The organism is Pseudomonas rhodesiae (genome assembly GCF_013285305.1).
Classification (GTDB): domain Bacteria; phylum Pseudomonadota; class Gammaproteobacteria; order Pseudomonadales; family Pseudomonadaceae; genus Aquipseudomonas; species Aquipseudomonas rhodesiae.
On record NZ_CP054205.1, the window covers coordinates 4,634,803 to 4,660,321 of the forward strand.

27 protein-coding genes and 2 pseudogenes are annotated in these 25,519 nt (G+C 60.7%); 19 read left to right on the forward strand and 10 right to left on the reverse strand.

Going from position 1 to position 25,519, the window contains the following annotated elements; translation table 11 throughout:
* Positions 1 to 87 precede the first annotated feature (87 nt).
* From HRH33_RS20920 to HRH33_RS20935, 5 genes and pseudogenes are all read left to right on the forward strand, one after another.
* Complete coding sequence (locus HRH33_RS20920) at positions 88 to 714, forward strand: TetR/AcrR family transcriptional regulator (protein ID WP_167416706.1); 627 nt, start codon at positions 88 to 90, stop codon at positions 712 to 714.
* A 192-nt stretch (positions 715 to 906) separates the two neighbouring features.
* Positions 907 to 1,965 (forward strand): diguanylate cyclase, encoded by a 1,059-nt coding sequence (locus HRH33_RS20925; protein ID WP_167416705.1) that lies wholly within the window; start codon positions 907 to 909, stop codon positions 1,963 to 1,965.
* Between the two features lie 340 nt (positions 1,966 to 2,305).
* A pseudogene (locus tag HRH33_RS26800) lies at positions 2,306 to 2,998 on the forward strand (PAS domain-containing protein); the annotation flags it as partial.
* A 111-nt stretch (positions 2,999 to 3,109) separates the two neighbouring features.
* A pseudogene (locus HRH33_RS26805) lies at positions 3,110 to 3,547 on the forward strand (methyl-accepting chemotaxis protein); the annotation flags it as partial.
* An 85-nt stretch (positions 3,548 to 3,632) separates the two neighbouring features.
* The gene (locus HRH33_RS20935) at positions 3,633 to 4,151 is read left to right on the forward strand and encodes a DUF1003 domain-containing protein (protein ID WP_034099993.1); all 519 of its coding nucleotides are present in this window, start codon (positions 3,633 to 3,635) and stop codon (positions 4,149 to 4,151) included.
* On the opposite strand, the gene HRH33_RS20940 is transcribed toward HRH33_RS20935, so the two are convergent.
* Positions 4,148 to 5,032, reverse strand: coding sequence for a LysR family transcriptional regulator (locus HRH33_RS20940; protein WP_167416704.1), 885 nt, complete (start codon positions 5,030 to 5,032; stop codon positions 4,148 to 4,150). The two genes, HRH33_RS20935 and HRH33_RS20940, sit on opposite strands and share 4 nt — an antisense overlap.
* Before the next feature lie 80 nt (positions 5,033 to 5,112).
* Here HRH33_RS20940 and HRH33_RS20945 point away from each other — a divergent pair, with 80 nt between their 5' ends.
* Positions 5,113 to 5,820, forward strand: a complete 708-nt coding sequence (locus HRH33_RS20945) for a CTP synthase C-terminal region-related (seleno)protein (protein WP_167416703.1) — start codon at positions 5,113 to 5,115, stop codon at positions 5,818 to 5,820.
* On the forward strand, positions 5,817 to 6,131 hold the full coding sequence (locus tag HRH33_RS20950) for an antibiotic biosynthesis monooxygenase family protein (RefSeq protein WP_167416702.1): 315 nt from the start codon (positions 5,817 to 5,819) through the stop codon (positions 6,129 to 6,131). Before HRH33_RS20945 ends, HRH33_RS20950 begins: the two co-directional genes overlap by 4 nt.
* Here the strand turns inward: HRH33_RS20950 and HRH33_RS20955 are convergent.
* Positions 6,128 to 6,466 (reverse strand): DUF2025 family protein, encoded by a 339-nt coding sequence (locus HRH33_RS20955; protein ID WP_094066969.1) that lies wholly within the window; start codon positions 6,464 to 6,466, stop codon positions 6,128 to 6,130. The two genes, HRH33_RS20950 and HRH33_RS20955, sit on opposite strands and share 4 nt — an antisense overlap.
* 232 nt (positions 6,467 to 6,698) lie before the next feature.
* Here HRH33_RS20955 and HRH33_RS20960 point away from each other — a divergent pair, with 232 nt between their 5' ends.
* From HRH33_RS20960 to HRH33_RS20975, 4 genes are all read left to right on the forward strand, one after another.
* Positions 6,699 to 7,826, forward strand: a complete 1,128-nt coding sequence (locus HRH33_RS20960) for a glycerophosphodiester phosphodiesterase (RefSeq protein WP_034114948.1) — start codon at positions 6,699 to 6,701, stop codon at positions 7,824 to 7,826.
* Positions 7,827 to 7,905: 79 nt separating this feature from the next.
* On the forward strand, positions 7,906 to 8,211 hold the full coding sequence (locus HRH33_RS20965; protein WP_034139076.1) for a PepSY domain-containing protein: 306 nt from the start codon (positions 7,906 to 7,908) through the stop codon (positions 8,209 to 8,211).
* Positions 8,212 to 8,356: 145 nt separating this feature from the next.
* Entirely contained in the window at positions 8,357 to 9,379 is a 1,023-nt protein-coding gene (locus tag HRH33_RS20970; protein WP_123478755.1) for a transporter, read from the forward strand.
* 129 nt (positions 9,380 to 9,508) lie between these two features.
* The gene (locus tag HRH33_RS20975; protein ID WP_034100006.1) at positions 9,509 to 11,125 is read left to right on the forward strand and encodes an inorganic phosphate transporter; all 1,617 of its coding nucleotides are present in this window, start codon (positions 9,509 to 9,511) and stop codon (positions 11,123 to 11,125) included.
* A 286-nt stretch (positions 11,126 to 11,411) separates the two neighbouring features.
* Here HRH33_RS20975 and HRH33_RS20980 read toward each other — a convergent pair whose 3' ends face one another.
* A complete protein-coding gene (locus tag HRH33_RS20980) occupies positions 11,412 to 12,308 on the reverse strand; it encodes a LysR family transcriptional regulator (protein ID WP_167416701.1) in 897 nt (298 codons plus the stop codon).
* A 105-nt stretch (positions 12,309 to 12,413) separates the two neighbouring features.
* Between HRH33_RS20980 and HRH33_RS20985 the strand changes: the two genes are divergently transcribed.
* Positions 12,414 to 13,172 (forward strand): SDR family NAD(P)-dependent oxidoreductase, encoded by a 759-nt coding sequence (locus HRH33_RS20985; protein WP_167416700.1) that lies wholly within the window; start codon positions 12,414 to 12,416, stop codon positions 13,170 to 13,172.
* On the opposite strand, the gene HRH33_RS20990 is transcribed toward HRH33_RS20985, so the two are convergent.
* On the reverse strand, positions 13,071 to 13,583 hold the full coding sequence (locus tag HRH33_RS20990) for a multidrug/biocide efflux PACE transporter (protein WP_034100011.1): 513 nt from the start codon (positions 13,581 to 13,583) through the stop codon (positions 13,071 to 13,073). The two genes, HRH33_RS20985 and HRH33_RS20990, sit on opposite strands and share 102 nt — an antisense overlap.
* Positions 13,584 to 13,671: 88 nt before the next feature.
* On the opposite strand from HRH33_RS20990, the gene HRH33_RS20995 reads away from it, so the two are divergent.
* Positions 13,672 to 14,526 carry a LysR family transcriptional regulator gene (locus tag HRH33_RS20995; RefSeq protein ID WP_167416699.1) on the forward strand — a complete coding sequence of 285 codons (855 nt, stop codon included), beginning with the start codon at positions 13,672 to 13,674 and terminating at the stop codon, positions 14,524 to 14,526.
* A 5-nt stretch (positions 14,527 to 14,531) separates the two neighbouring features.
* On the opposite strand, the gene HRH33_RS21000 is transcribed toward HRH33_RS20995, so the two are convergent.
* Genes HRH33_RS21000 through HRH33_RS21010 form a run of 3 tightly spaced genes read right to left on the reverse strand, consistent with a single transcriptional unit; the run spans position 14,532 to position 16,564 of the window.
* Positions 14,532 to 15,761, reverse strand: coding sequence for an RNA polymerase sigma factor (locus HRH33_RS21000; RefSeq protein WP_167416712.1), 1,230 nt, complete (start codon positions 15,759 to 15,761; stop codon positions 14,532 to 14,534).
* A complete protein-coding gene (locus tag HRH33_RS21005) occupies positions 15,758 to 16,102 on the reverse strand; it encodes a YciI family protein (RefSeq protein ID WP_034100016.1) in 345 nt (114 codons plus the stop codon). The genes HRH33_RS21000 and HRH33_RS21005 overlap by 4 nt, the downstream gene beginning before the upstream one ends.
* Before the next feature lie 42 nt (positions 16,103 to 16,144).
* A complete protein-coding gene (locus HRH33_RS21010) occupies positions 16,145 to 16,564 on the reverse strand; it encodes a YybH family protein (protein ID WP_034139081.1) in 420 nt (139 codons plus the stop codon).
* Between the two features lie 144 nt (positions 16,565 to 16,708).
* Here HRH33_RS21010 and HRH33_RS21015 point away from each other — a divergent pair, with 144 nt between their 5' ends.
* Complete coding sequence (locus HRH33_RS21015) at positions 16,709 to 17,194, forward strand: GNAT family N-acetyltransferase (protein ID WP_167416698.1); 486 nt, start codon at positions 16,709 to 16,711, stop codon at positions 17,192 to 17,194.
* Positions 17,195 to 17,268: 74 nt separating this feature from the next.
* Here HRH33_RS21015 and HRH33_RS21020 read toward each other — a convergent pair whose 3' ends face one another.
* The gene (locus HRH33_RS21020; RefSeq protein WP_167416697.1) at positions 17,269 to 17,751 is read right to left on the reverse strand and encodes a GyrI-like domain-containing protein; all 483 of its coding nucleotides are present in this window, start codon (positions 17,749 to 17,751) and stop codon (positions 17,269 to 17,271) included.
* 196 nt (positions 17,752 to 17,947) lie between these two features.
* On the opposite strand from HRH33_RS21020, the gene alaC reads away from it, so the two are divergent.
* Positions 17,948 to 19,159, forward strand: a complete 1,212-nt coding sequence (alaC, locus tag HRH33_RS21025; protein ID WP_034100024.1) for an alanine transaminase — start codon at positions 17,948 to 17,950, stop codon at positions 19,157 to 19,159.
* A 159-nt stretch (positions 19,160 to 19,318) separates the two neighbouring features.
* Here alaC and HRH33_RS21030 read toward each other — a convergent pair whose 3' ends face one another.
* The gene (locus HRH33_RS21030; protein WP_034100026.1) at positions 19,319 to 20,671 is read right to left on the reverse strand and encodes a GntP family permease; all 1,353 of its coding nucleotides are present in this window, start codon (positions 20,669 to 20,671) and stop codon (positions 19,319 to 19,321) included.
* A gap of 83 nt (positions 20,672 to 20,754) precedes the next feature.
* Positions 20,755 to 21,288: a gluconokinase gene (locus HRH33_RS21035; protein ID WP_167416696.1), complete on the reverse strand. Its 534-nt coding sequence runs from the start codon at positions 21,286 to 21,288 to the stop codon at positions 20,755 to 20,757.
* A gap of 213 nt (positions 21,289 to 21,501) precedes the next feature.
* Between HRH33_RS21035 and gntR the strand changes: the two genes are divergently transcribed.
* The 4 genes from gntR (at position 21,502) to HRH33_RS21055 (ending at position 25,404) form a co-directional block, all read left to right on the forward strand.
* Positions 21,502 to 22,533, forward strand: a complete 1,032-nt coding sequence (gene gntR / locus HRH33_RS21040; protein ID WP_162276713.1) for an HTH-type transcriptional regulator GntR — start codon at positions 21,502 to 21,504, stop codon at positions 22,531 to 22,533.
* 314 nt (positions 22,534 to 22,847) lie between these two features.
* Positions 22,848 to 23,087, forward strand: coding sequence for a DUF6124 family protein (locus tag HRH33_RS21045; protein WP_167416695.1), 240 nt, complete (start codon positions 22,848 to 22,850; stop codon positions 23,085 to 23,087).
* Between the two features lie 128 nt (positions 23,088 to 23,215).
* Positions 23,216 to 23,848: a glutathione S-transferase family protein gene (locus HRH33_RS21050; RefSeq protein WP_167416694.1), complete on the forward strand. Its 633-nt coding sequence runs from the start codon at positions 23,216 to 23,218 to the stop codon at positions 23,846 to 23,848.
* 140 nt (positions 23,849 to 23,988) lie between these two features.
* Positions 23,989 to 25,404: an MFS transporter gene (locus HRH33_RS21055; protein ID WP_167416693.1), complete on the forward strand. Its 1,416-nt coding sequence runs from the start codon at positions 23,989 to 23,991 to the stop codon at positions 25,402 to 25,404.
* Positions 25,405 to 25,519: the final 115 nt, after the last annotated feature.

The window sequence follows — 25,519 nt, forward strand, 5'->3', positions numbered from 1 at the left end:
TGCACAGTGTAGTTTCAAGATTGCAACAAAACCCGTAGCAAGTAAACTACCGAGTGTAATTTCCCTCCTGAGAGCCGACCGCCAACCATGACTGCCCCTCAACGTCTTACCGACCGCAAACGCGAAGCCATCGTGAGCGCGGCGATCAGCGAATTTCGCGAAAACGGTTTTGAGGTCACCAGCATGGACAAGATCGCCGCCACTGCCGGGGTCTCTAAACGCACGGTCTACAACCATTTCCCGAGCAAAGAAGAATTGTTCGCCGAGATCCTTCATCAACTCTGGGCCAGCACGGTCGCGCAGTTAGACGTCTGCTACAGCAGCGACCGCCCGTTGCGCGAACAGTTGCGCGGGTTGCTGGAGGCGAAGATGAAGATGATGTCGGATAACAACTTTCTCGACCTGGCCCGAGTTGCCATTGCCGCCACGATCCATTCGCCAGAACGCGCGCAGGATATGGTCACGCGCTTGAGCCAACGGGAAGAAGGCTTTACCCAATGGGTCCGCGCGGCTCAAGAAGACGGGCGGCTATCCGGCAACGACCCGGCCTTTGCCGCTCACCAGATCCAGAGCCTGCTCAAGGCGTTTGCATTCTGGCCGCAGATTACGCTGAGCCAACCTACCCTCGACGCGGCCACTCAGGCCAGCGTGATTGAGTCCGCCATCGACCTGTTTCTGGCCGGCTACGAAATCAAGCCCAGCACACAGCCATAACGACTGTTGCAACAGCGACATTCCTGGTCGCTTTTGACGCATCTGCCATCCTTTTTGCGCAAATGGCCTGGAAGGACACTGATTATTCCTACCCGAATAATTGACAATATTCACGGGATTTATCCGATCAACGGTAATTCCCGCGAATGCGTGCCTTTATATCTACAAAAAAATCAGCTAACCCAGGTATCTATGGAAAACCGACAAGGCAAAGGGATCTCGTTTGCCAGGCGTATCTACAAGCCAAGAATCATCGGCGCGGCCATGTGCTGCCTCAGTGTGACCGCCGCGCTCTACCCGCTGGGGATGCCTGCGTGGATCTGGGCGGCGCTGCTGGTCAATGGTTTTGTCTGGCCTCATGTGGCGTATCAACTGGCTATCCGGGCCAAGTTTCCCTACAACGCTGAACGGCGCAACCTGCTGTTTGATGCCCTGTTCAGCGGGTTTTGGACCGCAACGCTGCAATTTACGCCGTTGACCAGCGTCACTCTGCTGTCGATGGTAGCCATGAACAACGTGGCCGCCGGCGGCCAACGTTTGTTGCTAGTCGGGCTGCTGGCCCAATTGTTCGGAGCAGGATTGGCCTGGGTGTTGTTTGGCGTGCAGCTGAACCTCAATGTCAGGCTGATAGAGGTGTATGCCTGCCTGCCGATGCTGACGCTCTACCCCATGGCTATCGGCATGGTCTGCTATCAGTTGGCGATAAAACTGTCGGACCACAAACGCACGCTCAGCGCCCTGAGCCGTATCGACAGCCTCACGGAGCTGCTCAATCACGGTTCTTGGAAAGACTTGCTGAACCTTAAGTTCCACAAGTGCCAGCATCAGAAAAGCCACGCCACCATCGCGCTGATCGATATCGATCACTTCAAGCAAATCAACGACACCCACGGCCATATCGTCGGCGACACGGTGCTGCGGCAACTGAGCCTGGAGCTACGGCGCAACCTACGGGATAACGACCTGGCCGGGCGTTATGGAGGCGATGAATTCTGTGTGATCCTTCCGCAAATGTCGCTGGAAAAGGCAGCACAACGCATGGAACGCCTGCGGGAAACCTTCGGCAACTATCGCATCCCTCACCTTCCGGAGCTTAAGGTCAGCCTGAGCATCGGCCTGGCGGATTTCCAGCCGGTCTACGACGATGCAGCCAGTTGGCTGAATGCGGCAGACCGTGCCCTGTATGCCGCCAAACACACCGGCCGCAACCGGGTCTGCGTCAACACCGATAGCCTAGCGCGCTCGGCCTGATAGTGGCTCAATGACATCTCGTCCGAAATATCCGCGTTTTCCCGCAGCGATACCATAATGCCTTTACTGGCCACCCGCCCAAAAAGGTCCTGTCCTGGGACGAACTTCTGGTAGGGCTGATCACTCTGAACCGGTTGTTCCACCCACACTGCCAGCACACGGAGGCTGGCAATGAGCACGTCAGCCGTAGGGTCTATGCCTTACGGGGGCAGGCGCATAACCATGGATAACCTCAGACGCTTGCTTGCTCGAGCACACCATCATGTTTTTCAACACTCATAAGAAAACGATCGACACCCTGCAATACACCCTCAATCAACAGAACAGCCTGCTGAACGCCATGGAACGCTCCATGGCAGTGATCGAGTTCGACCCGCAAGGCCAAGTGCTGCGGGCCAACGATAACTTTCTCAAAACCTTGCGCTACCGAGCCGACCAAGTGGTGGGCCAACCCCATCGAATGTTTTGCACCGCCGCATTTGCCCGCAGCGCCGAATACGCCCAGTTGTGGACGAACCTGCGCAGCGGCCAGTTCCAGTCCGGCACGTTCGAACGGGTGGCTGGCGACGGCCAGTCGGTGTGGCTGGAGGCCAGCTACAACCCAGTGTGCGATGACACCGGCCGCCTGATCAAAGTGGTCAAGTACGCCATGGACGTCACCCCGCGCATGCAAAGCGAAAGCGAATCCAACGGCAAACTCGAAGCCATCGGTCGGGCCATGGCAGTGATCGAGTTCAACTTGGACGGCACGGTGATCACGGCCAATACCAATTTCCTGCAACGCATGGGTTATAGCCTGGCGCAGATCCAGGGCCAGCATCACCGTATTTTCTGCGCCCCGAACACCGCCGGCACCCAAGCTTACAGCGATTTCTGGCGGCGCCTGAACCAGGGCGAACTGTTCAGCGGGCAGTTCGAACGCGTGGATAAACACGGCAACACCGTATGGCTCGAAGCCAGCTACAACCCGGTCTACGACGCAGGCGGGCGCCTGTGCAAAATCGTCAAATTCGCCTCGGACGTAACGGCCAGGGTGCAGCAGCACGCCGCCGATGCCGCCAGCGCAGCCCAGGCCTATCACATCTCCATGACCACCCGGGACATTGCCGAAAAAGGCGCCGAGGTGATTCAGCAAAGTGCCAGTGGGATGCGCGACATTGCCGCCGATATCGACGGTTCTTCGCACTTGATCGCCAAATTGGGCGAGCGCTCCGAACAGATCACCGCCATCGTCAACACCATTCGCGCGATCGCCGACCAGACCAACTTGCTCGCGCTCAATGCCGCCATCGAGGCGGCCCGGGCCGGTGAGCAAGGACGCGGGTTCGCTGTGGTCGCCGATGAAGTTCGGCAATTGGCGGCGCGCACCAGTGGCTCGACATCCGAGATATCCAGCATGATCGCAATGATCCAGAACGAAACCCGCCAGGCCATCACCAGCATGGACGGCACCCGTGACCGTGCGGCGCTGGGGGTAGACCTGGCCAACCGCGCCGGTGCCGTGATCGTGCAGATCCGTGAGGGCACCAGCGAGGCGGTGCAGGCAGTGAGTGCGTTTGCCAACGTGCGGGGGGCTCACTGAGCCGGGGCTCGGATCATTCATGCAGCAGACAGTCGGCCAGAGCTATAGTGAACCACTGTCTCACCGTTGATGATCCGAGCCTGCCATGACCCCAGACGCCCCTCAAAAAAAACCTGTCGACCACCTGCGTTTCCACCGAGGCCACGCCCACCTGGCGCCGACGTTCGGTAACGACGCCTTCGCACTCAAAGCCGAAGCGTTTGCGCGGTTCTTCGGCACCCCCGCGTTTCTCGGTGCACAAACCCTGATCGTGATCCTGTGGGTGGCCCTCAACGTGAGTGGTATCACCCACTTCGACGTCTACCCATTTATCCTGCTCAACCTGGCTTTCAGCCTGCAGTCAGCTTATGCCGCACCGTTGATCCTGCTGGCCCAGACGCGCCAGGCCGCACGGGACAAGGCCCAGTCCGATGCCGACGCTCAACATCGAGAAGCCTTGGCCATTGCCAACAGCGAGCGCCAGGCCCAAGCCGAGCAAACCACCAAGCAGCTACTGGAATTGCTGGAGCAGAACACCCGGCTGACGGAAATCACCAAGCAGCTCTCGGAGCACATCGACAGCCTGACGTGCGAAATGCATGAGCACTTTGTGCGCAAGACTTAGCCTTGCGGCAAGCGCACCTGTTTTCCCAACTCATCGAACAGCGTCACCACTGAGCGCAAGGCCCGGCAATCGGGGCGCGTGAGCAGCCACAGCGCGGTGTCATGCCCGGTCAGCACCGGGCCAAGCGCTTGCAGGCCGCTGCCCAGCAGAAAGTCCGGCAGTGCCGCCACCCCTAGGCCCGCCCGCACCAGTTCGGTGACCGACAACATGCTGTTGCAACGGTAGCTGGGGCGTACACCCGGCAAGTGCTGGCGGCGCCAGACGACGGTGGGGTGATCGGGCAGAAAATCATCCGGTGCGATCCAGGCCAGTTCCGCCAACTCACAGCCTGCGTGGCGGGCTGCATAGTCGGTGCTGGCGCAGACTTGGTAGGACACACGCCCCAGACAACGGCCGACAAGATGCTCCGGCGGCGTGCGCGTCAGGCGCAGGGCGATGTCGGCATCGCGGCGGCTGAGGTTGGCAAAATCATTGGAGGTAGTCAGTTCCAGGCTCAGCGCCGGGTAGTCCGGCATGAACTGCGCCAGCGCCGGTAGCAGCAAACCTTGCAGCACGGAGTCGGTGCACGTCAGGCGCACCGTGCCGCTGATCACTTCACCGCCCTGCTCCACGCCGATTCGCGCCGCTTCCAACGCTTGCTCCGCCCGTTCGGCCTGTTGCGCCAAGTTGCTGGCCAGGCCGGTGGGCAGGTAGCCGGCGCGGCTCTTTTCAAACAGCGTCTGGCCCAGCGCCGCTTCCAGTCGACGCACGGCGCGGAACACCGTGGACACATCCACCCGCAGCAGCGCCGCCGCCCGCGCCAGGCTGCCGCCGCGCACCAGCGCGAGGATCAGCGAGAGATCGGCATAGTCGAGCTGATAGTGCATAGCTGCATTGAGCATGTGTTCAAACGCCAATATTGATTGCGTGGGCGCCAATCTATAGTGCACGCCAGGACACCACAAGCCATGGGACGCCCACGATGAAAGCCAAGCACTTGCACCTCGCCCTGATCGGCGACTACAACCCCGATGTGATTGCGCACCAGGCGATTCCCGTCGCGCTGCAACAGGCTGCCGACCGCCTCGGCGTGCAGGTCCATCCGCAGTGGCTCGACACCGACACCCTCACAGCCGGTTCGCAGTTGCACCGCTTCGACGGTTTCTGGTGCGTGCCCGCCAGCCCCTACCGTGATACCGAAGGCGCCTTGCATGCCATCCGCTTTGCCCGCGAACAGCGGCGTCCTTTCCTCGGCACCTGCGGCGGCTTTCAACATGCCGTGCTCGAATATGCCCGCAATGTACTGGGCTGGGCCGATGCCGAGCACGGCGAGCTGGCGCCCTACGCCGCCCGCGCGGTGATCACACCGTTAAGTTGCTCGCTGGTGGAGGCCACCGATACCGTGCGGTTAGCGTCCTACACCCGTATCGCCGACGCCTACGGCCAGTTGGAGATCGAAGAAGGCTATCGCTGCCGCTACGGTGTAAACCCGGCCTTCGCCCAGGCCCTATTCGAAGGCAACCTGATCCCCACCGGGCACGATTCGGCCGGAGACCTGCGCGCGGTGGAGCTACTGGACCATCCGTTCTTTGTCGCCACCCTGTTCCAGCCCGAACGTGGAGCGCTCAAAGGCACCCCGCCGCCGCTGGCGCTGGCGCTGCTCAAGGCCTGCCAGGCGGTGTCGGCATGATCGCTGACACACCGGCGGCGCCCTACTACGCGGTGATTTTCACCTCGCTGCGCACCGAAGGCGATCAAGGCTACAGCCAGGCCGCCATGCGCATGCTCGAACTGGCTCGTGAACAACCGGGGTTTCTCGGGGTGGAGTCAGCGCGAGAGGACGCCCTGGGGATCACCGTGTCGTATTGGGCCAGCGAAGCGGCGATCCTGGCCTGGAAACATCACGCCGAACACCGCGCGGTGCGTGAGCAAGGGCGTAGCACCTGGTACTCGGCGTTTCACACGCGGGTGTGCAAGGTAGAACGGGACTACGCCTTTTAGGCGCGGACCTGGGCCTGCACCAGACTGCGCATGGCGCTGATCTGCGGAATTTCCACCCGGCGCATATACACCCGCAGCGGTTCGGTGATGTTGATTCGATCGTCGATGTTCTGATCGAGCAGCAACTGAATGCGCTCGCGGGACAGGGTCATGGTTTGCCCCGGAGCCGGCAGCCAGACAAATTCGGCGCAGGGAATGATGCCGTCATCGGCCACGTCCATGCCAAACGAGTCTTCGCTGAAACGCACGATGTACTGGCCGGTTTTGCGGTTAAGGCCGACGAAACCGTTGAGTTGGTCGGCGGCCTGGCAGATAAGCTCGGAAGTGATGCGCATGCTAAACCTCACTGAAAAGTCCCACAGGGACTGGAAAGATGGTTTACACGCGTGGCAGAAGTTGCTGTCCTCTGACGGGGCAGCTGCGGGCAAGAGTACTGCAATGCAGGGTAAAAATGCGCAGAAAATTGGCGCGAGCGCACGTTAATGTCGGTTTGGTGATAGCGCCGTTCGCAATCAATTGTTAAAAAGGAGCCCTTCTCAAAGCTACCTCCAAGAAAGGACTTCGCCTATGCCTGCCACGTTCACCAAGAGCGCCTTGCTGCTCGCCCTGATGCTCGGCCTGGGCCACGCACAGGCTGCCGAACCGATCAGCCCGGCTGAATTGGCAACCAACGAAGGCATTCCATACCCCGCCGTGATCGCGCACCGTGGCGCGTCCTACGATGCTCCCGAATCCACTGCCGCCGCTTACAAAGTCGCACGCGACCTGGGCGCCGATTACCTGGAACTGGACCTGCAACGCAGCAAGGACGGCGTGCTGTTCGCCCTGCACGACAACAACCTGCAACGCACCACCGATGTGGCCACCAAGTTCCCCGAGCGCAAAGACGCGCCGGCCAATGAATTCACCTGGAAAGAACTGCAAACCCTCGATGCCGGCAGTTGGTTCAACGCTGCCTACCCGGACCGCGCGCGGCCGGGGTTCGTCGGCCTGAAAATCCTCAGCCTGGACGACATCATCAAGATCGCCGAGGGCAACCCGCAGCACAAACCCGGGCTGTACATCGAAACCAAAGAGCCCCAGCAATTCCCTGGCATCGAAGCCGACCTGAAAAACAAGCTGCTGGATAAAGGCTGGTTGAGTTCCGCCGGTTCCAAGCTGGGCAAAAGCAACACCGGCGTGGGTCAGGGCAAGGGCCGCGTAGTGCTGCAAACCTTCGAAACCGCCAGCCTCAAAGAGCTGCAAAAGGAAATGCCGAACACGCCGAAGATCCTGCTGCTGTGGGTAGGCGAAGGCAGCATCGAGCCGAAGTCCAAGCAGACCTTCGCCGAATCCGGCGAGCCAACCAAGGCCGCGTATTACGCCAAGCAAGAACCCAAGGACGCCGCCGAATTTGAAAAATGGGTGGACCAGGCCAAGAGCCTTGGCGCTATCGGCACCGGCCCATCGGCTCAGCTGACCAACCTGGGCGACCAGAGCTATACCGACCTGGTCAAGCCGGAAATGAACAAGCTGACCCACGATAAGGGCCTGCTGGTCCACGTCTACACGGTGGATGAGCCTGTGGACTTCGACAAAGTGATGAAGGCCGGCGTCGACGGTATCTTCACCAACCGCGCCGCCGAACTGCTGAAGTTCTACAAGCGCTGGCCGTCGTCGAGCGTGCAGGATCTGCTCAACGACTATAAGTACTGAGTGCGCCTTTAAGGATGAGTTAAGTTGCGCCGGTTAATCTGGCGCCACTTAAACAGCTCAACCGAGAAGGAAGCCCACCATGAAAACTCTGACTGCCCTGTTCGCTGCCACTGCCCTGACGTTGACCGCCGGCCTGGCCCAGGCGGACGTTCGCCCGGACCAGATTGAAGGCCTGCTCAAGTCCGGCGAAGTGATGCCATTCGAAAAACTCAACGCCGCCGCTGTGGCCAAACATGCCGGCGCCAGCATCACCGATACCGAGCTGGACCACAAAAACGGCGTACTGGTCTACGAGGTCGAAATGACCGACACCGCCGGTAAAAAGTGGGACGTGACCCTCAACGCCAAAACCGGCGCTGTGCTGGAAGACAAGCAAGACACTTGATCTACCCCTTTAAAAACGCGCTACCTTCGGGTGGCGCTTTTTTATGGGCGTCTTCAAACCGTAATGTCCGCGTCATACAGCCTTGCAATGATTCGCCCATGCGAACCTGTGAAACGTCCTACAGGCGCTTTCTCTGCGAGCCTCCATGAACCACAGCATCGACCACAGCCACCAGGATTCCGATCTGTTTGGCTTGCTCTACGGTTTTCGTTTTCGCCCAGGTGAAAAAGGCGAACAGATTGATTCAGCCACGGCCTTGCAAGCGTTGCAGCAACCGGCCGATCCGGATGAGTTCCTATGGCTGCACCTGAACCTGGCGCACGCCGCCTGCGAGCGCTGGATGAAAGCGCATCTGCAATTGCCCGAGGAGTTTTTTGAGGCGCTGCACGAAGGCTCCCGTTCCACACGGATCGAACATGTCGACTCGGCGTTGCTGGCCGTGGTCAACGACGTGGTGTTCAACTTCAGCAGCATGGTGTCGTCGGATATTTCCACGCTGTGGGTATGTGCGCGCAGCCGCCTGTTGATCAGTGCGCGCCTGCAACCGCTGCACTCGGTGGACAAGTTGCGTTCGTCGGTCAAAGGCGGCGAGCGCTTTCGTTCGCCCCTGGAATTGCTGGTGCATCTGCTGCGCGATCAAGGCGAGGTGCTGACGCAGATCGTGCGCAAAACCAGCATCAGCGTCGACCATATCGAAGACCAGTTGCTCTCCTCGCGTCTGTCTACCAACCGCGCCGAACTGGGCGCCATGCGTCGGGTACTGGTGCGCCTGCAACGCCTGCTGGCGCTGGAGCCGGGCTCGCTGCTGCGCTTGCTTAATCGCCCGCCGCAGTGGTTGCAGAAGGAAGACGTGAAAGAGCTGCGTAAATCCACCGAGGAGTTCGCGCTGATCATCAACGACCTGACGGCCCTGGGTGAGCGCATCAAGTTGCTACAGGAAGAAATTGCCGCCAACCTCAACGAGCAGAGCAACCGCACGTTGTTCACCCTCACCGTGGTGACGGTGCTGGCGCTGCCGATCAATATCATCGCCGGCTTCTTCGGCATGAACGTGGGCGGCGTGCCGCTTTCCCAAGACCCGCAGGGCTTCTGGATCCTGGTGGCGCTGGTAGCGACGTTCACTCTGATTGCCGGGCGCTGGGCATTCCGCAAGCGTAAAGACTACTGAGACGAGTAATCCCGCCGTAGGAACAGACCGACGGTGGCCTCAATTGCTTAAACCATGACTTGACGCAGCATCTCTGTAACATTCTGCAATGATCATGGGCGACATCCTCCTTAATCTGGATGCTCCGGCATGGCCACCCCTTCCCTGACTGCCTCGCTGTCCACCGCAACGGCAGACCCCAAACCTCGGCTGGACAAGAAACCCAGCCTGTTGACAGTGATCATCTTTTTCGCCGTGCTCGCCATGGGCTTGCTGTTCACCGCCTATAGCCTGATGCACGACATGCATGAAATGGGCGCACAGCTCACCACCTGGACGCCTTTCCTCCTGTTGGGCGTGGCACTGCTGATTGCCCTGGGTTTCGAATTCGTCAACGGTTTCCACGACACCGCCAACGCCGTGGCCACGGTGATCTACACCAATTCGCTGCCGCCGCATTTCGCGGTGGTGTGGTCAGGCTTTTTCAACTTTCTCGGCGTGTTGCTTTCCAGCGGCGCGGTGGCGTTCGGCATCATCGCCCTGCTGCCGGTGGAGCTGATCCTGCAGGTGGGCTCCAAGGCCGGTTTCGCCATGATCTTCGCCCTGCTGATCGCGGCGATCCTGTGGAACCTGGGCACCTGGTGGCTGGGTTTACCGGCGTCGTCGTCCCATACCCTGATCGGTTCGATCATCGGCGTGGGCGTGGCAAACGCCTTGATGCACGGGCGTGACGGCACCAGCGGGGTGGACTGGAGCCAGGCGATCAAGATCGGTTACGCCTTGCTGCTCTCGCCGCTGATCGGCTTTGTGTTTGCCGCGTTGCTATTGCTGGCCCTGCGCGCCTTCGTGAAGAACCGCGCGCTGTACAAGGCGCCCAAAGGCGACACTCCGCCGCCGTGGTGGATCCGCGGCATGCTGATCGCCACCTGCACCGGGGTGTCGTTCGCCCACGGTTCCAACGATGGCCAGAAAGGTATGGGCCTGATCATGCTGATCCTGGTCGGCACCCTGCCGATGGCCTATGCCCTGAACCGCGCCATGCCCGCCGAGCAATCGTTGCAGTTTGCGGCGGTGGCCGAAGTGACCCAGGCCGCGCTGGTCAAATCCGCCCCACAGCCGCTGACCGGCGACCCGCGTGGAGTGCTCTCGGTATACGTGCGCACCAAGGAAGCCACCCCGGAACTGGTGCCCGCCCTCGCCGCCCTGACCGGTCATATCGGCGATGAAGTCAAAGGCTATGGCTCCCTGGCCAAAGTCCCCGCCGAAGCGGTCGGCAACGTACGCAATGACATGTATTTGGCGAGCGAAACCATCCGCTTGATGGACAAGGGCAAAGTCGGTCATTTCGATGCCGACACCCAAGACAAGCTGCAACTGTTCAAACAGCAGATCGACAACTCCACGCGTTTTATTCCGCTGTGGGTGAAGATCGCCGTGGCCATCGCCCTGGGCCTCGGCACCATGGTCGGCTGGAAGCGCATCGTGGTGACGGTGGGTGAAAAGATCGGCAAGACCCATATGACCTACGCCCAGGGCGCCGCGGCGGAAACCGTGGCAATGCTGACCATCGGCGCGGCAGACATGTATGGCTTGCCGGTGTCGACCACCCATGTGTTGTCCTCCGGCGTGGCGGGCACCATGGTGGCCAATGGCGGCGGCTTGCAGATGAAGACCATCCGCAATTTGCTGATGGCCTGGGTACTGACACTGCCGGCGGCGATTGTGTTGTCCGGCAGCCTGTACTGGCTGTTTACCAACCTGTTCTGACGTACCTTGAGCAAACCTGTGGGTGGTACTGCTGTGGGAAACAGGCTTGTGGTGATGAGCGGGCTTTCTGTGGTGGTGGGCTTGCTGTGGTGAGCGGGCTTGCCCCGCGCTGGGCTGCGAAGCAGCCCCAAATCCAGGCACCTCGGTGTCTCAGCTAAACCATATCGTCTGGAATGGGGCCGCTTCGCAGCCCAGCGCGGGGCAAGCCCGCTCACTACAAAGCCCCCCTCACCCAAACAGGCTTGCTCACTACAGCAAACCCCTTCCCCCCAGGGTGGAGCCGGGATTAAACGTGGGTCTGCACCATGGCGGCCAACCAGTCCATAAACACCCGAACACGCAACGGCAAATGCCGTTGCCCGGCGTACAGCAGGGCCACCTCCAACGGCGGTGGCGAGTAGTCCGGCAAGATCGCTACCAGTTCACCGCGCGCCAATTCGTCGAGCATGCCCAGGGTCGGCACTTGAATAATCCCGAAACCACCCAGGCAGGCCGACTTGTACGCATCGGTGCTGTTGACCGTCACCCGCCCCGCCATGGGAATCCGTTGCACCTTGTTGCCTTGCAGGTACTCGAAACCCGCCGAACGTGACCCCAGCGGGCGTACGTAATGCACCAGGTGATGGTCGGCCAAATCGGCCAAGGTCTGCGGCACGCCGAAGCGTTGCAGGTAGGTGGCGCTGGCGCAGTTGATCATCGGCAGGCTGCACAGCGCGCGGGCCACCACGGTTTGATCCGGCTGCGCGCCGATGCGCAATACGCAATCGAACCCTTCGGCGAGCAGGTCGACCTGACGGTCGGTGGCGCTGATTTCCAGCTCGATCAGCGGGTGGGCGTCCATGAACGAGGGCAGCCGCGGCAGGATCACTTCCCGTGCCAGGGCGTTGGGCATGTCCACGCGGATCCGCCCGGCCAGTTGGGCTTCGTCCTGGCGAAACAAGCCTTCGAGTTCCTCCATATGCGCCAGTAAATCCTTGCTGCGTTCGTACAGCACGCGGCCGTCCTGGGTCGCTTGGACCTTGCGCGTGGTGCGTTGCAACAAGCGCGCGCCGAGCAGCTCCTCCAGCGCCTGCACATGCTCGGACACCGTGGAACGCGGCAGGCCCAGGCTCTCGCTGGCGCCGGTGAAACTCGACAGTTCGGTGACGCGCACAAAGGTGCGCAGCAGCTCAAGTTTGTTCATGGGATTGTTCGCCTTATCCGGCCAGTGTTTCCGATGTAGCGCTGTTTATCACGTTATTACCGGACAAATACACTTCTTCCCTCGATCACATCAGAGGATTGCACCATGACCCGTAAAATCGCATTGATCACCGGCGCCAGCCGAGGCCTGGGTAAAAACGCGGCCTTGCACCTGGCCGCCCAGGGCGTCGACATCATCGGCACTTACCACAGCAAGGCCGACGAAGCCCAGGCACTGGTGGCGCAGATCGAACAATTGGGCGGGCGCGCGGCGATGCTGAGGCTGGATGTGAGCCAGAGTGCCACCTTCGGTGATTTTGTCGGCGATGTGGCTGGCGTGCTGAAAGAGGTTTTCGCACAGGATCGCTTTGATTTTCTGATCAATAACGCCGGCATCGGCATCCACGCCAGCTTCGCCGAAACCACCGAAGCGCAGTTCGACCAACTGCTGGCAATCCAATTCAAGGGCCCGTTTTTCCTGACCCAGAAGCTACTGCCATTGATCCGCGACGGCGGCCGCATCCTCAACGTGTCCAGCGGCCTGGCGCGCTTCAGCCTGCCCGGTTATGCGGCTTACGCGGCCATGAAAGGCGCCATGGAAGTGCTGACCCGTTATCAGGCCAAGGAGTTGGGCAGCCGTGGCATCAGCGTCAACATCCTCGCCCCTGGCGCCATTGAAACCGACTTCGGCGGCGGTGCCGTGCGCGATAACGCTGACCTCAACGCAATGGTCGCCAGCAACACCGCCCTGGGCCGCGCGGGCTTACCGGACGATATCGGCGGGGCCATTGCCAGCCTGCTTGCCGACGGTAGTCATTGGATCACCGGTCAGCGGATCGAGGCGTCGGGCGGCATGTTTCTGTAAGAAACGCTCGCGCAGCACGTCATAGCCCCAGTGATACACATAGGTGTACGGCAAAAAAAACAGCAGTACACCTATGTCCAGCATCAACGCCTGCATCAGGCTGATATTCAGCCACGCCGCAATCAACGGCACCGCGACGACAATCAGCCCGCCTTCGAACAGCAGCGCATGCAGCACCCGCGTCCATGCGCCGCCGGACAGTTGCAGGCGCGCTTTGAGGCGGTCGAACAGGCTGTTGAACACAATGTTCCAGCTCAGAGCCAGCAGGCTGAGGCCCAAGGTCACCGTGCCCATTTCCAAGGCCGGTCGCCCGGTGATCCAGACCAGCAGCGGCGTGCAGATCAACAAGGCCAACCCTTCAAAGCCCAAGGCTTGGCCAACACGTTCAGTCATCGATTTGGTGGGGTGCATAACCCGGCTCCGTGCGTAACGAGAGTTGCCATGGTTACTCGGCGGATCGATACTTCATAACCAATAACCATCGATCAAGGCGATAGTCATGGCTTCACATGAAGTGCTGCAGGCATTTGTCCAGGCGGCGACCCAAGGCTCGTTTTCGGCGGCGGCGCGCAAGCTCGGCAAGAGCCAGTCCACCGTCAGCGCAGCGGTGGCGAGCTTGGAGATCGACCTGGATGTGGAGCTGTTCGACCGCAGCAGTCGCAAACCCACACTGACCCCGGCGGGCCATGTGTTGCTGCAACGCGCCGAGCAGGTGTTGGAAGCTAATAGCCGGCTGGCCCTGACGGCGAGTCAGTTGGCCCAGGGGCTGGAGCCGAAGCTGAGTATCGCCATGTCGGACACCTACCAGTCCGACCGTTTCGAGGCTGCCCTCAGCGCGTTCGAACGACGCTACCCCGACCTTGAGCTGGAATGCCTGATCGCCGAATGCGAAGACCTGATCGCCTTGGTGCAGAGCGGCCGTGCGCAGATCGCATTTATTGAACACCAGGACCTGTACCCGCCGGACCTGACCTGCGCGCCCGTGGAGGAACGCACGGAAATCGCCCTGTTCGTATCCCCCAAGCATCCGTTGGCCAGCCTCGACACCCTCACCGCGCAGGCCCTGCAACAGCATCGCGAACTGCGCCTGGCAAGCATCATCAACCCGAATGAAACCCGCGCCAGCGGACGTGTCTGGTCGGCCCCCAGCTACCTGATGCTGCTGGAAATGGCTCAGTTGGGTTTCGGCTGGGCGCCGATTCCGCGCTGGTTGGTGGAGCGGTTTGGCGGCGGGCAATTGGTGGAACTGAAGGCACGCGGCTGGCCGCGCTCAGTGGCGGTGGATGCGTTGTGGTCACGGCACCATCCGCCAGGGCCGGCGGGGAGTTGGTTGTTGGGCAAGATGCTCGAATGATATTTCTAGGGCATTGAAGCGCTGACAAGTTGAGCCAGGCGTTGTTCGAGGAAGGTCTTTTCGGGGGCCTGTTGGGTCAGTGACAGGGCTTTTTCATACGCAGACCGCGCTTCTTTCAACCTTCCCAGTTGCCGGCAGAACTCGCCCCGGGTCGCGTGCGCCAAGTGATAATCCTGCAACGCCCCGCGCGCCAGGATCCCATCGACCTGCTGCAACCCCGCCAGCGGCCCGTCGCGCATGGCCACCGCCACCGCCCGATTCAGCGCAATCACCGGCGACGGCAGCAGGCCCAGCAACACGTCGTACAGCCCGACGATCTGCGGCCAATCCGTCTGAGCCGCGTGAGGCGCTTCGGCATGTACGGCAGCGATCGCCGCTTGCAGGCAATACGGGCCAAAGCCTCGGGTGCTCAGCGCTCGCTGCACCAGCGCGCAGCCTTCGGTGATTAACGACGCGTCCCAAAGCGTGCGGTCCTGCTCATCCAGCAACACTAGCTCCCCACTCGCCGAGGTGCGCGCCGCACGGCGGGACTCATGCAGCAGCATCAACGCCAGCAGGCCCATTACTTCCGGCTCCGGCAGCAACGCCAGTAACAGCCGCCCGAGGCGAATGGCTTCGCCGCTCAATTCGTCGCGGGTGAGGTTTGCGCCGATGGACGCCGAATAGCCCTCGTTGAACACCAGGTAAACCACGCGCAGCACGCCGTCGAGACGCTCCGGCAGTTCCGCCAGGGATGGCACCTGATAAGGGATCTTCGCCTCGCGGATCTTGGCCTTGGCCCGCACGATGCGCTGAGCGATGGTGGTGGGTGTGCTCAGGAAGGCCCGGGCGATTTCTTCGGTGGTGAGGTCGCAGATCTCGCGCAAGGTCAACGCAGCCTGGGCATCCGGCGCCAGCGCCGGGTGGCAGCAGGTGAAGATCAGGCGCAGGCGGTCGTCTTCGACGTCTTCGACACTCCACTCAGCCGCTTCCAGCGCATCGGCCTGCGCCTGCGATAACGGCGTAAAACGCACCTGGCGGCGCAAGCGGTCGATCGCTTTGAAACGGCCGGTGGAGATCAGCCAGGCCCGTGGGTTGTCGGGCAGACCGTCCTGGGGCCAACGTTCGAGCGCGACGGAAAACGCCTCGTGCAGGGCTTCTTCGGCAAGGTCGAAATCCCCCAGCAGGCGAATCAACGTCGCCAGGACGCGTCGCGATTCGCTGCGATAAAGGGCCTCGATAGAGAGGCTGTTCAGAGCGCCAACTCGCGTACGGGCCGCACCTCGACGCTACCGACCCGTGCCGCCGGAATGCCACCGGCCACCTGCAGCGCTTCGTTCAAATCCCGCGCTTCGATCAGGTAGAAACCGGCGAGCTGCTCCTTGGTTTCGGCGAATGGCCCGTCGGTGATCGATAAGTGGCCATTGCGCTTACGCACGGTGGTGGCGCTGGCTACAGGTTGCAGCGGCTCGGCGGCCAGCATACGACCACTGGCCTGAATGGCCTGGGCGTAGGCAAGGCACTCCGGATCTTTTGGGCTGTCGGGTGAGCTATGCAGCAACGTTTCGTCGCTGTAGATCAGGCAGAGGTATTTCATGGATATCTCCGTTGTCGGAATGCTGACTATAGTTCGCGCAGCTCAAGGTTTCAGGTCGAACAGTGCGGTGCCTTTCTCCATATCGAAGGGGGCTGACCAATGCTCATGCATCACTTTCCACTGGCCCGCGATGCGCTGATAACCGGCGGTGACGCGCATCCAGCAGGCCTTCAACTCACCGTCCGGGCCGGTCCCGCCGCAGTGCGCCAGCCAGTGGGCAAACGCGCTGTCGGCCGCCTCGACGATGCGCAATTGATGAAACTCGAAAATCCCCGGGCCTGGGCAGTGCTTCATGCACTCTTCCCAATGGCTGCGGTAGGCGGCTTTACCCTTGAATTGCAGAGCGTTAACGGCGTCGAATGAGACGATATCGTCGGCGTAATAGCTGACAATTTTGTCGATATCGCGGCTTAGGACGGCATTTTTCCATTCTTCGATCAGGCGGTTGATTGCGGTGCTCATGGCGATAACTCCTTGGGGTGGAAAATCCGAAAGTCACCCTTAGTCGAACGCGTATCAGGCAAATCGACAGCCTGCTGAAAAATAATTTCGCCCCCATCAAACCCGATAGACTGCGCCCTACTTGCAGCCCTTCGGATACCCTCGATGCATACCCGCCTGGTCGCCTATGGGGCACTGACTGACCTGCAACAACAGCAGCTCAATGCCATCGAAGTTCATCCTGAGCAACTGCCGTTTTGCGGCGATATGTATTGCGCACTCAATAGCCTGTTAGCTAAACCCAGCCCTGGCGTGAAAGGCTTTGCACTGTTGGCCGACGACGTCCCGGTGGCCTTCCTGTTGCTTAAACGCTCTCCCTGTCTGCCCCACTGGGCCGACGCACACAGCGCCACCCTGCATGCCTTGCAGGTGGACCGTCGGCAACAGGGCCGTGGGTTCGGCAAGGCGTGCCTGCTGGCACTGCCGGCGGCGGCGCTTGAAGCATGGCCGCAGATCAAGGGGTTGGAGTTGTCGGTGGACACGGACAACGTGGCGGCGATGGGCTTGTATTTGGGGCTCGGCTGGGTAGACAGCGGTGAGGCGTACAAGGGGCGGGTTGGCTATGAGCGCAGATTGAGCCTTGCACTTTAATCCGCAGGGATGGATGTCACGTAAACATGTCGTTCAGACGCTTGTGTCATGTTTACGCGACAGGGGCGCTCAACTCAGCCGCGCTTTTCGACCGGCACCCAGACCTCCACCGTGCCCGTGCCTTTTTTCACATCGAAATCGGCGCTGTAGCGCTCGAAATCCGCGCCGGCCACTTTGAACCCCGACTGTGGCAACCATTCATACATGATGCGTTCGTAGGTTTGCGCCAGCGCCTGAACCGCGCCGTAATGCGGGAACACCGCGTAGCGGCGGGCCGGAATTTCGACGTACTTGAAGTTGCTCGGCACGTCATCCTTGCTCGGCACTTGCACCCCGGCCAGGTAATCGAACTCATCGTGGTGGGGGTTGTGACACACCCCATAGGTCACGCCGCCGGTACGTCGCTTGATCTCTTTGATGCAGCTGTCGAATAACTCCCACAAGCGTGGAATATCGCCCACGGTCGCCTTGGAATACCGCCCTTGCACCCCTGCGATCACCATGGCATTGCCTTCTTCCATGCGCGGTTCCAACGGTTGTTTTGTCTGCTGATCCATACGAACAGTCTCCTTCTTATGAGGGAACAAACCCGCATCGAGTATAGGGGCATACCCGGACTGTACTCCATGCAGAAAATTTTCCTACGTATCTGGACAACTTGCCATCACCGACCGTATTGTCTGCCCCGCAGGCCACCGCAGTGGCCAACGTCGCTCGGACGGTTCCGGGCGCTTACGTACTCTCGAGGCAACAATGGCCGAACAAGGTTCGCCGCGCCGCTTTGCGCGCATCGATCGACTCCCCCCTTACGTGTTCAATATCACTGCCGAGCTGAAGATGGCTGCGCGTCGGCGCGGCGAAGACATCATTGACTTGAGCATGGGTAACCCCGACGGCGCCACGCCGCCGCACATCGTTGAAAAACTCGTGCAAGTGGCCCAGCGTGAAGACACCCACGGTTACTCCACCTCCAAAGGCATTCCGCGCCTGCGCCGAGCGATTTCGCGCTGGTACAAAGACCGTTATGAAGTGGACATCGACCCCGAGTCCGAAGCCATCGTCACTATTGGTTCCAAGGAAGGCCTGGCGCACTTGATGCTGGCCACCCTGGATCAAGGCGACACCGTGCTGGTGCCCAACCCCAGCTACCCGATTCACATCTACGGTGCCGTGATTGCCGGCGCCCAGGTGCGCTCGGTGCCGCTGGTGCCTGGCGTGGATTTCTTCGCCGAGCTGGAACGGGCGATCCGCGGTTCGATCCCCAAGCCGAAAATGATGATCCTCGGTTTCCCGTCCAACCCCACCGCGCAGTGCGTGGAGCTGGATTTCTTCGAACGTGTGATTGCGCTGGCCAAGCAATATGACGTGCTGGTGATCCACGACCTGGCCTACGCCGATATCGTCTATGACGGCTGGAAAGCCCCGTCGATCATGCAGGTGCCGGGCGCCAAGGACATTGCGGTGGAGTTTTTCACCCTGTCCAAGAGCTACAACATGGCCGGCTGGCGCATCGGCTTTATGGTGGGCAACCCGGAACTGGTCAACGCCCTGGCGCGGATCAAGAGTTACCACGACTACGGCACCTTCACCCCGCTGCAAGTGGCGGCGATTGCGGCATTGGAAGGCGACCAACAGTGTGTGAAAGACATCGCCGAGCAATACCGTCAGCGCCGCAACGTACTGGTCAAGGGCCTGCATGAGTTGGGCTGGATGGTAGAGAATCCGAAGGCGTCGATGTACGTGTGGGCCAAGATTCCCGAGCAGTATGCCGCCATGGGCTCGTTGGAATTTGCCAAGAAGCTGCTGCTGGAAGCCAAGGTGTGCGTGTCACCGGGGATCGGCTTTGGCGAGTATGGGGATGATCATGTGCGCTTCGCGCTGATCGAGAACCAGGACCGCATTCGCCAAGCGGTGCGTGGGATTCGCGGGATGTTCCGGGCGGATGGGTTGATCCAGAAAGCCTGAGCCATTTGTGTTGCAGAAATGCAATTAAAAATGTGGAAGGGGGTTTGCTCCCGATAGCTGAGTCTCAGTCACTGCATCAGGTGACTGATCCACCGCTATCGGGGGCAAGCCCCCTCCCACATTTGATTGGGTTTTCACCCTTGCCTTGTGGTGTGCCTGTTAGACCACCAACGACAGCAACATGATGAAGATCAACGCCACTACGGACAGGATGGTTTCCATCGCGGTCCAGGTCTTGAACGTCTCGGCCACGGTCATGTTGAAGTACTGCTTGACCAGCCAGAACCCCGCATCGTTGACGTGAGACAGGATCAACGAACCCGCCCCCGTCGCCAGCACCAGCAACTCGCGGTTAACCCCCGGAATCATGCCCACCACCGGCACCACAATACCGGCGCCGGTAATGGTGGCCACGGTGGCCGAACCGGTTGCCACGCGAATCACCGCCGCCACCAGCCACGCCAGCAGGATCGGGTTGATCTGCGCGGTGACGGCCATATGCCCGATAACATCGCCCACGCCGCTGGTCACCAGCATCTGCTTGAAGCCACCACCGGCACCGATGATCAGGATGATCGCAGCGGTCGGCGCAAGGCTGGCGTCGAGCAGTTTGAGGATCTGCTTGGAGTGGATGCCTTGACGCGCACCGAAGGTATACAACGACAGCAACAGTGCCAGCAGCAACGCGGTAATCGGGTGACCGATCATGTCCATCCAGTTACGCACGACATGGCCTTCGGCGAAGGCGATGTCAGCGAAGGTTTTGAGCAGCATCAGGAACACCGGCAGCAGCACGGTAACCAGCGTGATGCCGAAGCTCGGCAGGTCTTTGCTTTCCGGCTCGCGGGCCAGTTGATCCACCAGTTCCTGGGACGGATTGCCCGGGATGTACTTGGCGATAAACGTACCGAAGATCGGGCCGGCGATGATGGCGGTCGGCAGTGCGACGATCAGGCCGTACAGGATGGTCTTGCCGATGTCCGCGCCAAACACGCCGATGGCCAGCAGCGGGCCCGGGTGCGGCGGCACCAGGCCGTGCACCGCCGACAGGCCGGCGAGCAGCGGGATGCCGATCTTGATCAGCGACACACCGGTGCGGCGCGCGACGATAAACACCAGCGGGATCAGCAGTACAAAGCCGATCTCGAAGAACAACGGAATGCCCACCAGGAACGCGGCGAACATCATGGCCCACTGGACTTTTTCCTTGCCGAAGGCGCGGATCAAGGTCTGGGCGATCTGATCGGCACCGCCGGACTCGGCCATCATTTTGCCGAGCATCGTGCCCAAGGCGAGGATGATGCCGACAAAGCCGAGCACCCCGCCGAAACCGTCCTGGAACGCCTTGATGATCTTGTCCACGGGCATGCCCGAGGTCAGGCCGAGAAAGCCCGCCGCGATGATCAACGCAATAAAGGGGTGAACCTTGAACCGGGTGATCAACACGATCAGCCCGATAATAGTGACTACTGCATCAAGCAGTAGGTAGGACTCGTGGGACATGCCAAACATGGGGGTCTCTCCTGTTTGTTGTTGTTATTAAAGCGGGTGTTGAATTCGCTGCCGGGGATAGCGCTATCTTGTCCGGCAAAAAATTATTTGGATGGTTCAAAACCGTGCTCACGCCACCAGGCATCGGTCTGCTCGGCCAGTTGCTCGACGCTGTCGTCGCTGGCGTTGAGGGCCAGGGTCAGTGGCTCGCCTATGGGCGATTCGAGGGTGGCGAACTGGCTGTCGATCAGGCTGGCGGGCATGAAATGGCCGGGGCGGTGGGACACGCGGTCGGCGGCCACTTCACGGGTCAGCTCCAGAAACACGAAACCCAGGCCCGGCGCGGCTTCGCGCAGATGGTCGCGGTATTTTTTCTTAAGGGCCGAGCACGTCAGTACCGGGTGTTGACCGGCCTTGAGCGAGCGGCGCAGCTCATCGCAGAGGATATCGAGCCAGCCGGCGCGGTCGTCGTCGTTGAGGGGGTGGCCGGCACTCATCTTTTCGATGTTCGCGGCAGGGTGAAAGCTGTCGCCTTCAATGGCGGTGGCGCCGTTGAGGCGGCACACGGCCTCGCTGACACTGGTCTTGCCGCAGCCGGCAACACCCATGATGACCAGGGCGGTAACAGGTTGACTCATGAAACACCTCAGGACGCAGATAGCGCTACCTTTGCACGCTGTAAGGCTAGTGCAAAAACAGGCTTTTCCCGCGCCGTCTTGTCTTTTTTTATGGAGTGACGCGTGCATCCGCTCCAACGGTTTGAACAGGATCAGGCAACCCAACGTTCAAGTATTTGCAGCCTTTTGGAGACAGCGCTACCTTAGTGCCTCGATTTTTGTTTGGCAAGCCGCCTGATGACCTCTAAGAACGATAAAAAACTACGCACCACAGGGCGCCCCACCCTCAACGAAGTCGCCCGCCTGGCCGGCGTCAGCCCCATTACCGCCTCACGCGCCTTGCGCGGCATCAGCACCGTAGCGACGGAGTTGGTGGAGAAAGTCCAACAGGCCGCTGCTGAATTGAACTACGTGGTCAACCCTGCCGCCCGCGCCTTGGCCTCGGCCCAGAGCCATTCGGTGGTGGTGCTGGTGCCCTCGCTGTCCAACCTGCTGTTTATCGAAACCCTCGAAGCCATCCACCAGGTGCTGCGGCCCAAAGGCTTCGAAGTGTTGATCGGCAACTCCCACTACTCGCGCGACGAAGAAGAAAACCTGCTGCGCAATTACATGGCTTACCAGCCCCGTGGCTTGCTGCTGACCGGCTTCGACCGCACCGAAAGCGCCCGACGGATGGTCGAGACCAGCAACGTGCCCTGCGTCTACATGATGGACCTGGACCCGAATGCTGGCGTGAACTGCGTGGGTTTCTCGCAACTGGCCGCCGGCGAAACGGCGGCGGCGCACTTGATCGCCCGTGGGCGCAAACGCCTGGCCTACATCGGCGCGCAACTGGACCAACGCACCCTGCTGCGCGGCGAAGGCTTTCGCCGTGCGCTGCAACAGGCCGGCCTGTACGACCCCGCCTTGGAACTGCTGACTCCGCGCCCCTCCTCTGTGGGCCTGGGCGGCGAATTGTTCCTGCAGTTGCTGGCCAGCCATCCGGAGGTGGACGCGATTTTCTTCGGCAACGACGACCTGGCCCAGGGCGCCTTGCTCGAAGCCCTGCGCCATAACATCAAAGTGCCGGAACGCGTGGCAGTGCTGGGCTTCAACGACTTGCCCTCCTCGTCCTTCATGGTGCCGCGCCTGAGCAGCATCAGCACCCCGCGCGAAGCGATTGGCCGGCGTGCGGCGGAGCATTTATTGACGATCATGGCGGGCAACAAGATCGCCAAGCCGGTGGTGGATATGGGGTTTGAGTTGCGGGTGCGGGAGAGTACGTAGGACGGGTGTAGGAAGCGGCTGACATTGCGTTAAGCGTCTTGCCCGGTTGCCTACGCTTACGCCAGAATCCGCCGGCTTGTGCGCCTGGAGGGCGGTCTTTAAGGTTTGCCGGTCGCTGAATTTCTCGGTGATCGGGTTTAGTAGCCCGGATTCGGATCTCCTTAGTGCACAAACCTCGTCCCATGCTTGATGGCGGCTGTGCGTAGGGCACCTTCGGGTGCGCCGGCTTTGGAGTCCACCGGTCTACTAACCTGCGTACAGCTGCCACCCTCGTTTAGTAGCGAAGAGACGGCCGCTCATTCCAGGACTATCCAATGATCAAAGAAATCGATACGCCCCCAACCACCCTCTTCACCGTCATCCCCGATGCCCCCACCGAAACCCTGCTGATCAACAGTTACGAAACCGTCTGTTCCGTCAGCACCTTGCTGCTCAACCTGTCCGATGACCTCACCGGCAAACACCGCGATATCGCCTTGGCCATTTATCAATTGAGTGAGCTGAGCGTATTGCTGGTCGGCAAAGCCATGGATCAACATACCCCGCGCTGTTGAGCGCTTAACCGTTCAGCCGGTGGGAAGGGGCTCGCTCCTCTCACCTTTTCAACCGTGCCGCGTGGAAATATCGCCGTAACCTGCCGCCCCTGCTAGATTGTCCTTCTCTCCATCGCCAGGAAAGCACCATGGGACACTCACTGAAAATCTTGGGCCGCACGTCCTCCATCAACGTGCGAAAAGTGCTCTGGACCTGCCAGGAACTGGGCATCGACTACGTGCGTGAAGACTGGGGCATCGGCTACACACCCACCCAATCCGCTGAGTTCATGGCCCTGAACCCCAACGCCCAGGTGCCGGTGCTGATCGATGACCACGGCGTGTTGTGGGAATCCAACACCATTTGCCGTTACCTGGTCGGCCTTTACCAACGGCATGATCTGCTGCCCGCCGAGCCCGCGCCCAGGGCCCGAGTGGAGCAGTGGATGGACTGGCAGGCCACCGAGCTGAACCCGTCATGGGGCTACGCGTTCCACGCCTTGGTGCGCAAAAACCCGGACTATCAGGACCCGCAACGTATCCAGGCCGGCGTGCAGGGCTGGAACGACAAGATGGCCATCCTCGAACAGCAACTGGCCAAGACGCAGGCCTACGTCGCTGGCGATGAGTTCACCCTGGCCGACATCCTTATCGGCCTGTCGGTGCACCGCTGGCGCATGACGCCGATGGAGCATCCGCCTTTTCCGGCGGTGGCGACCTATTACGAAAGGCTCAGCCAGCATGCGGGCTTCAAGGCGTTTGCCCTGGATGGGCATAATTGATTGTTGCGCCATAAAATCTTGAGCCATAAGCGGTAAACGCAATAAATCGCCAAATATGCCCGGCGTGCCCTGCCATTTAACAAGCAGCGATTTCCGTTAGCCAGCTAAGATTCCAGGTCCTGCACCTGGAATCGCTCACCATGTCCACACTCGCCGCTTCAACCACAGACGGCATCGACCCGCTGCGCGCTGCCCACATCAGCGCACGCATCGACCGCCTGCCCGCCGTCGCTACCGTCTGGCGCTTGGTGGCGCTGCTGTCCATCGGTGGTTTTTTTGAGCTGTATGACCTGTTCCAGACCGCCTATATCAGCCCCGGCCTGATCAGCGATGGGATTTTTCACACCGGCAGCGAAGGCGTGTTCGGTTTCTCCGACCAGGCCGCATTCGCCTCCGCGACCTTTCTGGGCCTGTTCCTCGGCGCCAGCCTGCTCAGCCCGATTGCCGACCGCTTCGGGCGTCGTGCGATCTTCACCTTTGCGCTGATCTGGTACACGGTGGCCACGGTGTTGATGGGCATCCAGACCTCCGCCCTGGGCATTATCGGCATGCGTTTTCTGGTGGGGATCGGCCTGGGCATCGAACTGGTGACCATCGACGCCTATCTCTCGGAACTGGTGCCCAAGCGCATGCGCAGTTCGGCGTTTGCCTTCGCGTTTTTTATCCAGTTTCTGTCGGTCCCGGCGGTGGCGTTGATGTCGTGGTGGCTGGTGCCCCAGGCGCCGTTCGGGATCGCCGGTTGGCGCTGGGTGGTGCTGAGCAGCGCGGTGTTTGCGTTATTTATCTGGCAACTGCGCAAGCGCTTGCCGGAGTCACCGCGCTGGCTCGCGCAACAAGGCCGCTTCGATGAGGCCGGACAGATCATGGACAGCCTGGAGGCGCGCTGCCGCAAGGATCACGGTAAACCGCTGGACGAGCCCGAGCCACAGGCCGTCAGCGTGCAGGGCAGCGGGCGCTTTGCCGATATCTGGCAACCGCCGTATCGGCGCCGGGCGTTGATGCTGATCGTGTTCCATGTGTTCCAGGCCATCGGCTTTTTCGGCTTTGGCAATTGGTTGCCGGCGCTCTTGTCGGGTCAGGGCGTGAGTGTGACCCACAGCCTGCTGTACGCCTTTATCATCACCCTCGCCTACCCGCTGGGGCCATTGCTGTTCGTGAAGGTGGCCAACCGCTTTGAAAACAAGTGGCAGATCGTCGGCTCGGCCATGGGCGCCGTGATCTTCGGCAGCCTGTTCGCACTACAGACCACGGCGGTAGGGCTGGTGTTCTGCGGCGTGATGATTACCTTCTGCAATGCCTGGCTGAGCTTCAGTTATCACTCGTACCAGAGCGAACTGTTCCCCACCAATATTCGTGCGCGGGCGGTGGGGTTCTGTTACTCGTTCAGCCGCTTGTCGACGGTGTTCAGCAGCCTGCTGATCGGGTTCATCCTCGAACACCTGGGCACACCGGGGGTGCTGGCATTTATCGCCAGCAGCATGCTGATTGTGATGATCACCATCAGTTGGTTCGGGCCACGCACGCGCAACTTGGCCCTGGAACATATCGCCCATTGACGGCAACGATTGGCCGTTGGCGGGATAAGTGTTGCCGCCGACGGCGCGCCGCCCCCAGCAAAACCGGGGGTCTGGCACTCGGCATGTTATTTGCTCAAGCTGTGGCACCGAACAT

Coding starts and splice junctions, on each gene's coding strand:
- HRH33_RS20965 (WP_034139076.1), top strand. CDS start 7,906: ATGAAAACTCTGACTGCCCTGTTCGCTGCCACTGCCCTGACGTTGACC.
- HRH33_RS21050 (WP_167416694.1), top strand. CDS start 23,216: ATGGGACACTCACTGAAAATCTTGGGCCGCACGTCCTCCATCAACGTG.
- HRH33_RS21015 (WP_167416698.1), top strand. CDS start 16,709: ATGCATACCCGCCTGGTCGCCTATGGGGCACTGACTGACCTGCAACAA.
- HRH33_RS20950 (WP_167416702.1), top strand. CDS start 5,817: ATGATCGCTGACACACCGGCGGCGCCCTACTACGCGGTGATTTTCACC.
- alaC (WP_034100024.1), top strand. CDS start 17,948: ATGGCCGAACAAGGTTCGCCGCGCCGCTTTGCGCGCATCGATCGACTC.
- HRH33_RS20960 (WP_034114948.1), top strand. CDS start 6,699: ATGCCTGCCACGTTCACCAAGAGCGCCTTGCTGCTCGCCCTGATGCTC.
- HRH33_RS20990 (WP_034100011.1), bottom strand. CDS start 13,583: ATGCACCCCACCAAATCGATGACTGAACGTGTTGGCCAAGCCTTGGGC.
- HRH33_RS21055 (WP_167416693.1), top strand. CDS start 23,989: ATGTCCACACTCGCCGCTTCAACCACAGACGGCATCGACCCGCTGCGC.
- HRH33_RS20935 (WP_034099993.1), top strand. CDS start 3,633: ATGACCCCAGACGCCCCTCAAAAAAAACCTGTCGACCACCTGCGTTTC.
- HRH33_RS20945 (WP_167416703.1), top strand. CDS start 5,113: ATGAAAGCCAAGCACTTGCACCTCGCCCTGATCGGCGACTACAACCCC.
- HRH33_RS20940 (WP_167416704.1), bottom strand. CDS start 5,032: ATGCTCAATGCAGCTATGCACTATCAGCTCGACTATGCCGATCTCTCG.
- HRH33_RS21020 (WP_167416697.1), bottom strand. CDS start 17,751: ATGGATCAGCAGACAAAACAACCGTTGGAACCGCGCATGGAAGAAGGC.
- HRH33_RS20955 (WP_094066969.1), bottom strand. CDS start 6,466: ATGCGCATCACTTCCGAGCTTATCTGCCAGGCCGCCGACCAACTCAAC.
- HRH33_RS20980 (WP_167416701.1), bottom strand. CDS start 12,308: ATGAACAAACTTGAGCTGCTGCGCACCTTTGTGCGCGTCACCGAACTG.
- HRH33_RS20995 (WP_167416699.1), top strand. CDS start 13,672: ATGGCTTCACATGAAGTGCTGCAGGCATTTGTCCAGGCGGCGACCCAA.
- HRH33_RS20970 (WP_123478755.1), top strand. CDS start 8,357: ATGAACCACAGCATCGACCACAGCCACCAGGATTCCGATCTGTTTGGC.
- HRH33_RS20920 (WP_167416706.1), top strand. CDS start 88: ATGACTGCCCCTCAACGTCTTACCGACCGCAAACGCGAAGCCATCGTG.
- HRH33_RS21005 (WP_034100016.1), bottom strand. CDS start 16,102: ATGAAATACCTCTGCCTGATCTACAGCGACGAAACGTTGCTGCATAGC.
- HRH33_RS20975 (WP_034100006.1), top strand. CDS start 9,509: ATGGCCACCCCTTCCCTGACTGCCTCGCTGTCCACCGCAACGGCAGAC.
- HRH33_RS21045 (WP_167416695.1), top strand. CDS start 22,848: ATGATCAAAGAAATCGATACGCCCCCAACCACCCTCTTCACCGTCATC.
- HRH33_RS21030 (WP_034100026.1), bottom strand. CDS start 20,671: ATGTTTGGCATGTCCCACGAGTCCTACCTACTGCTTGATGCAGTAGTC.
- HRH33_RS20925 (WP_167416705.1), top strand. CDS start 907: ATGGAAAACCGACAAGGCAAAGGGATCTCGTTTGCCAGGCGTATCTAC.
- HRH33_RS20985 (WP_167416700.1), top strand. CDS start 12,414: ATGACCCGTAAAATCGCATTGATCACCGGCGCCAGCCGAGGCCTGGGT.
- HRH33_RS21035 (WP_167416696.1), bottom strand. CDS start 21,288: ATGAGTCAACCTGTTACCGCCCTGGTCATCATGGGTGTTGCCGGCTGC.
- HRH33_RS21010 (WP_034139081.1), bottom strand. CDS start 16,564: ATGAGCACCGCAATCAACCGCCTGATCGAAGAATGGAAAAATGCCGTC.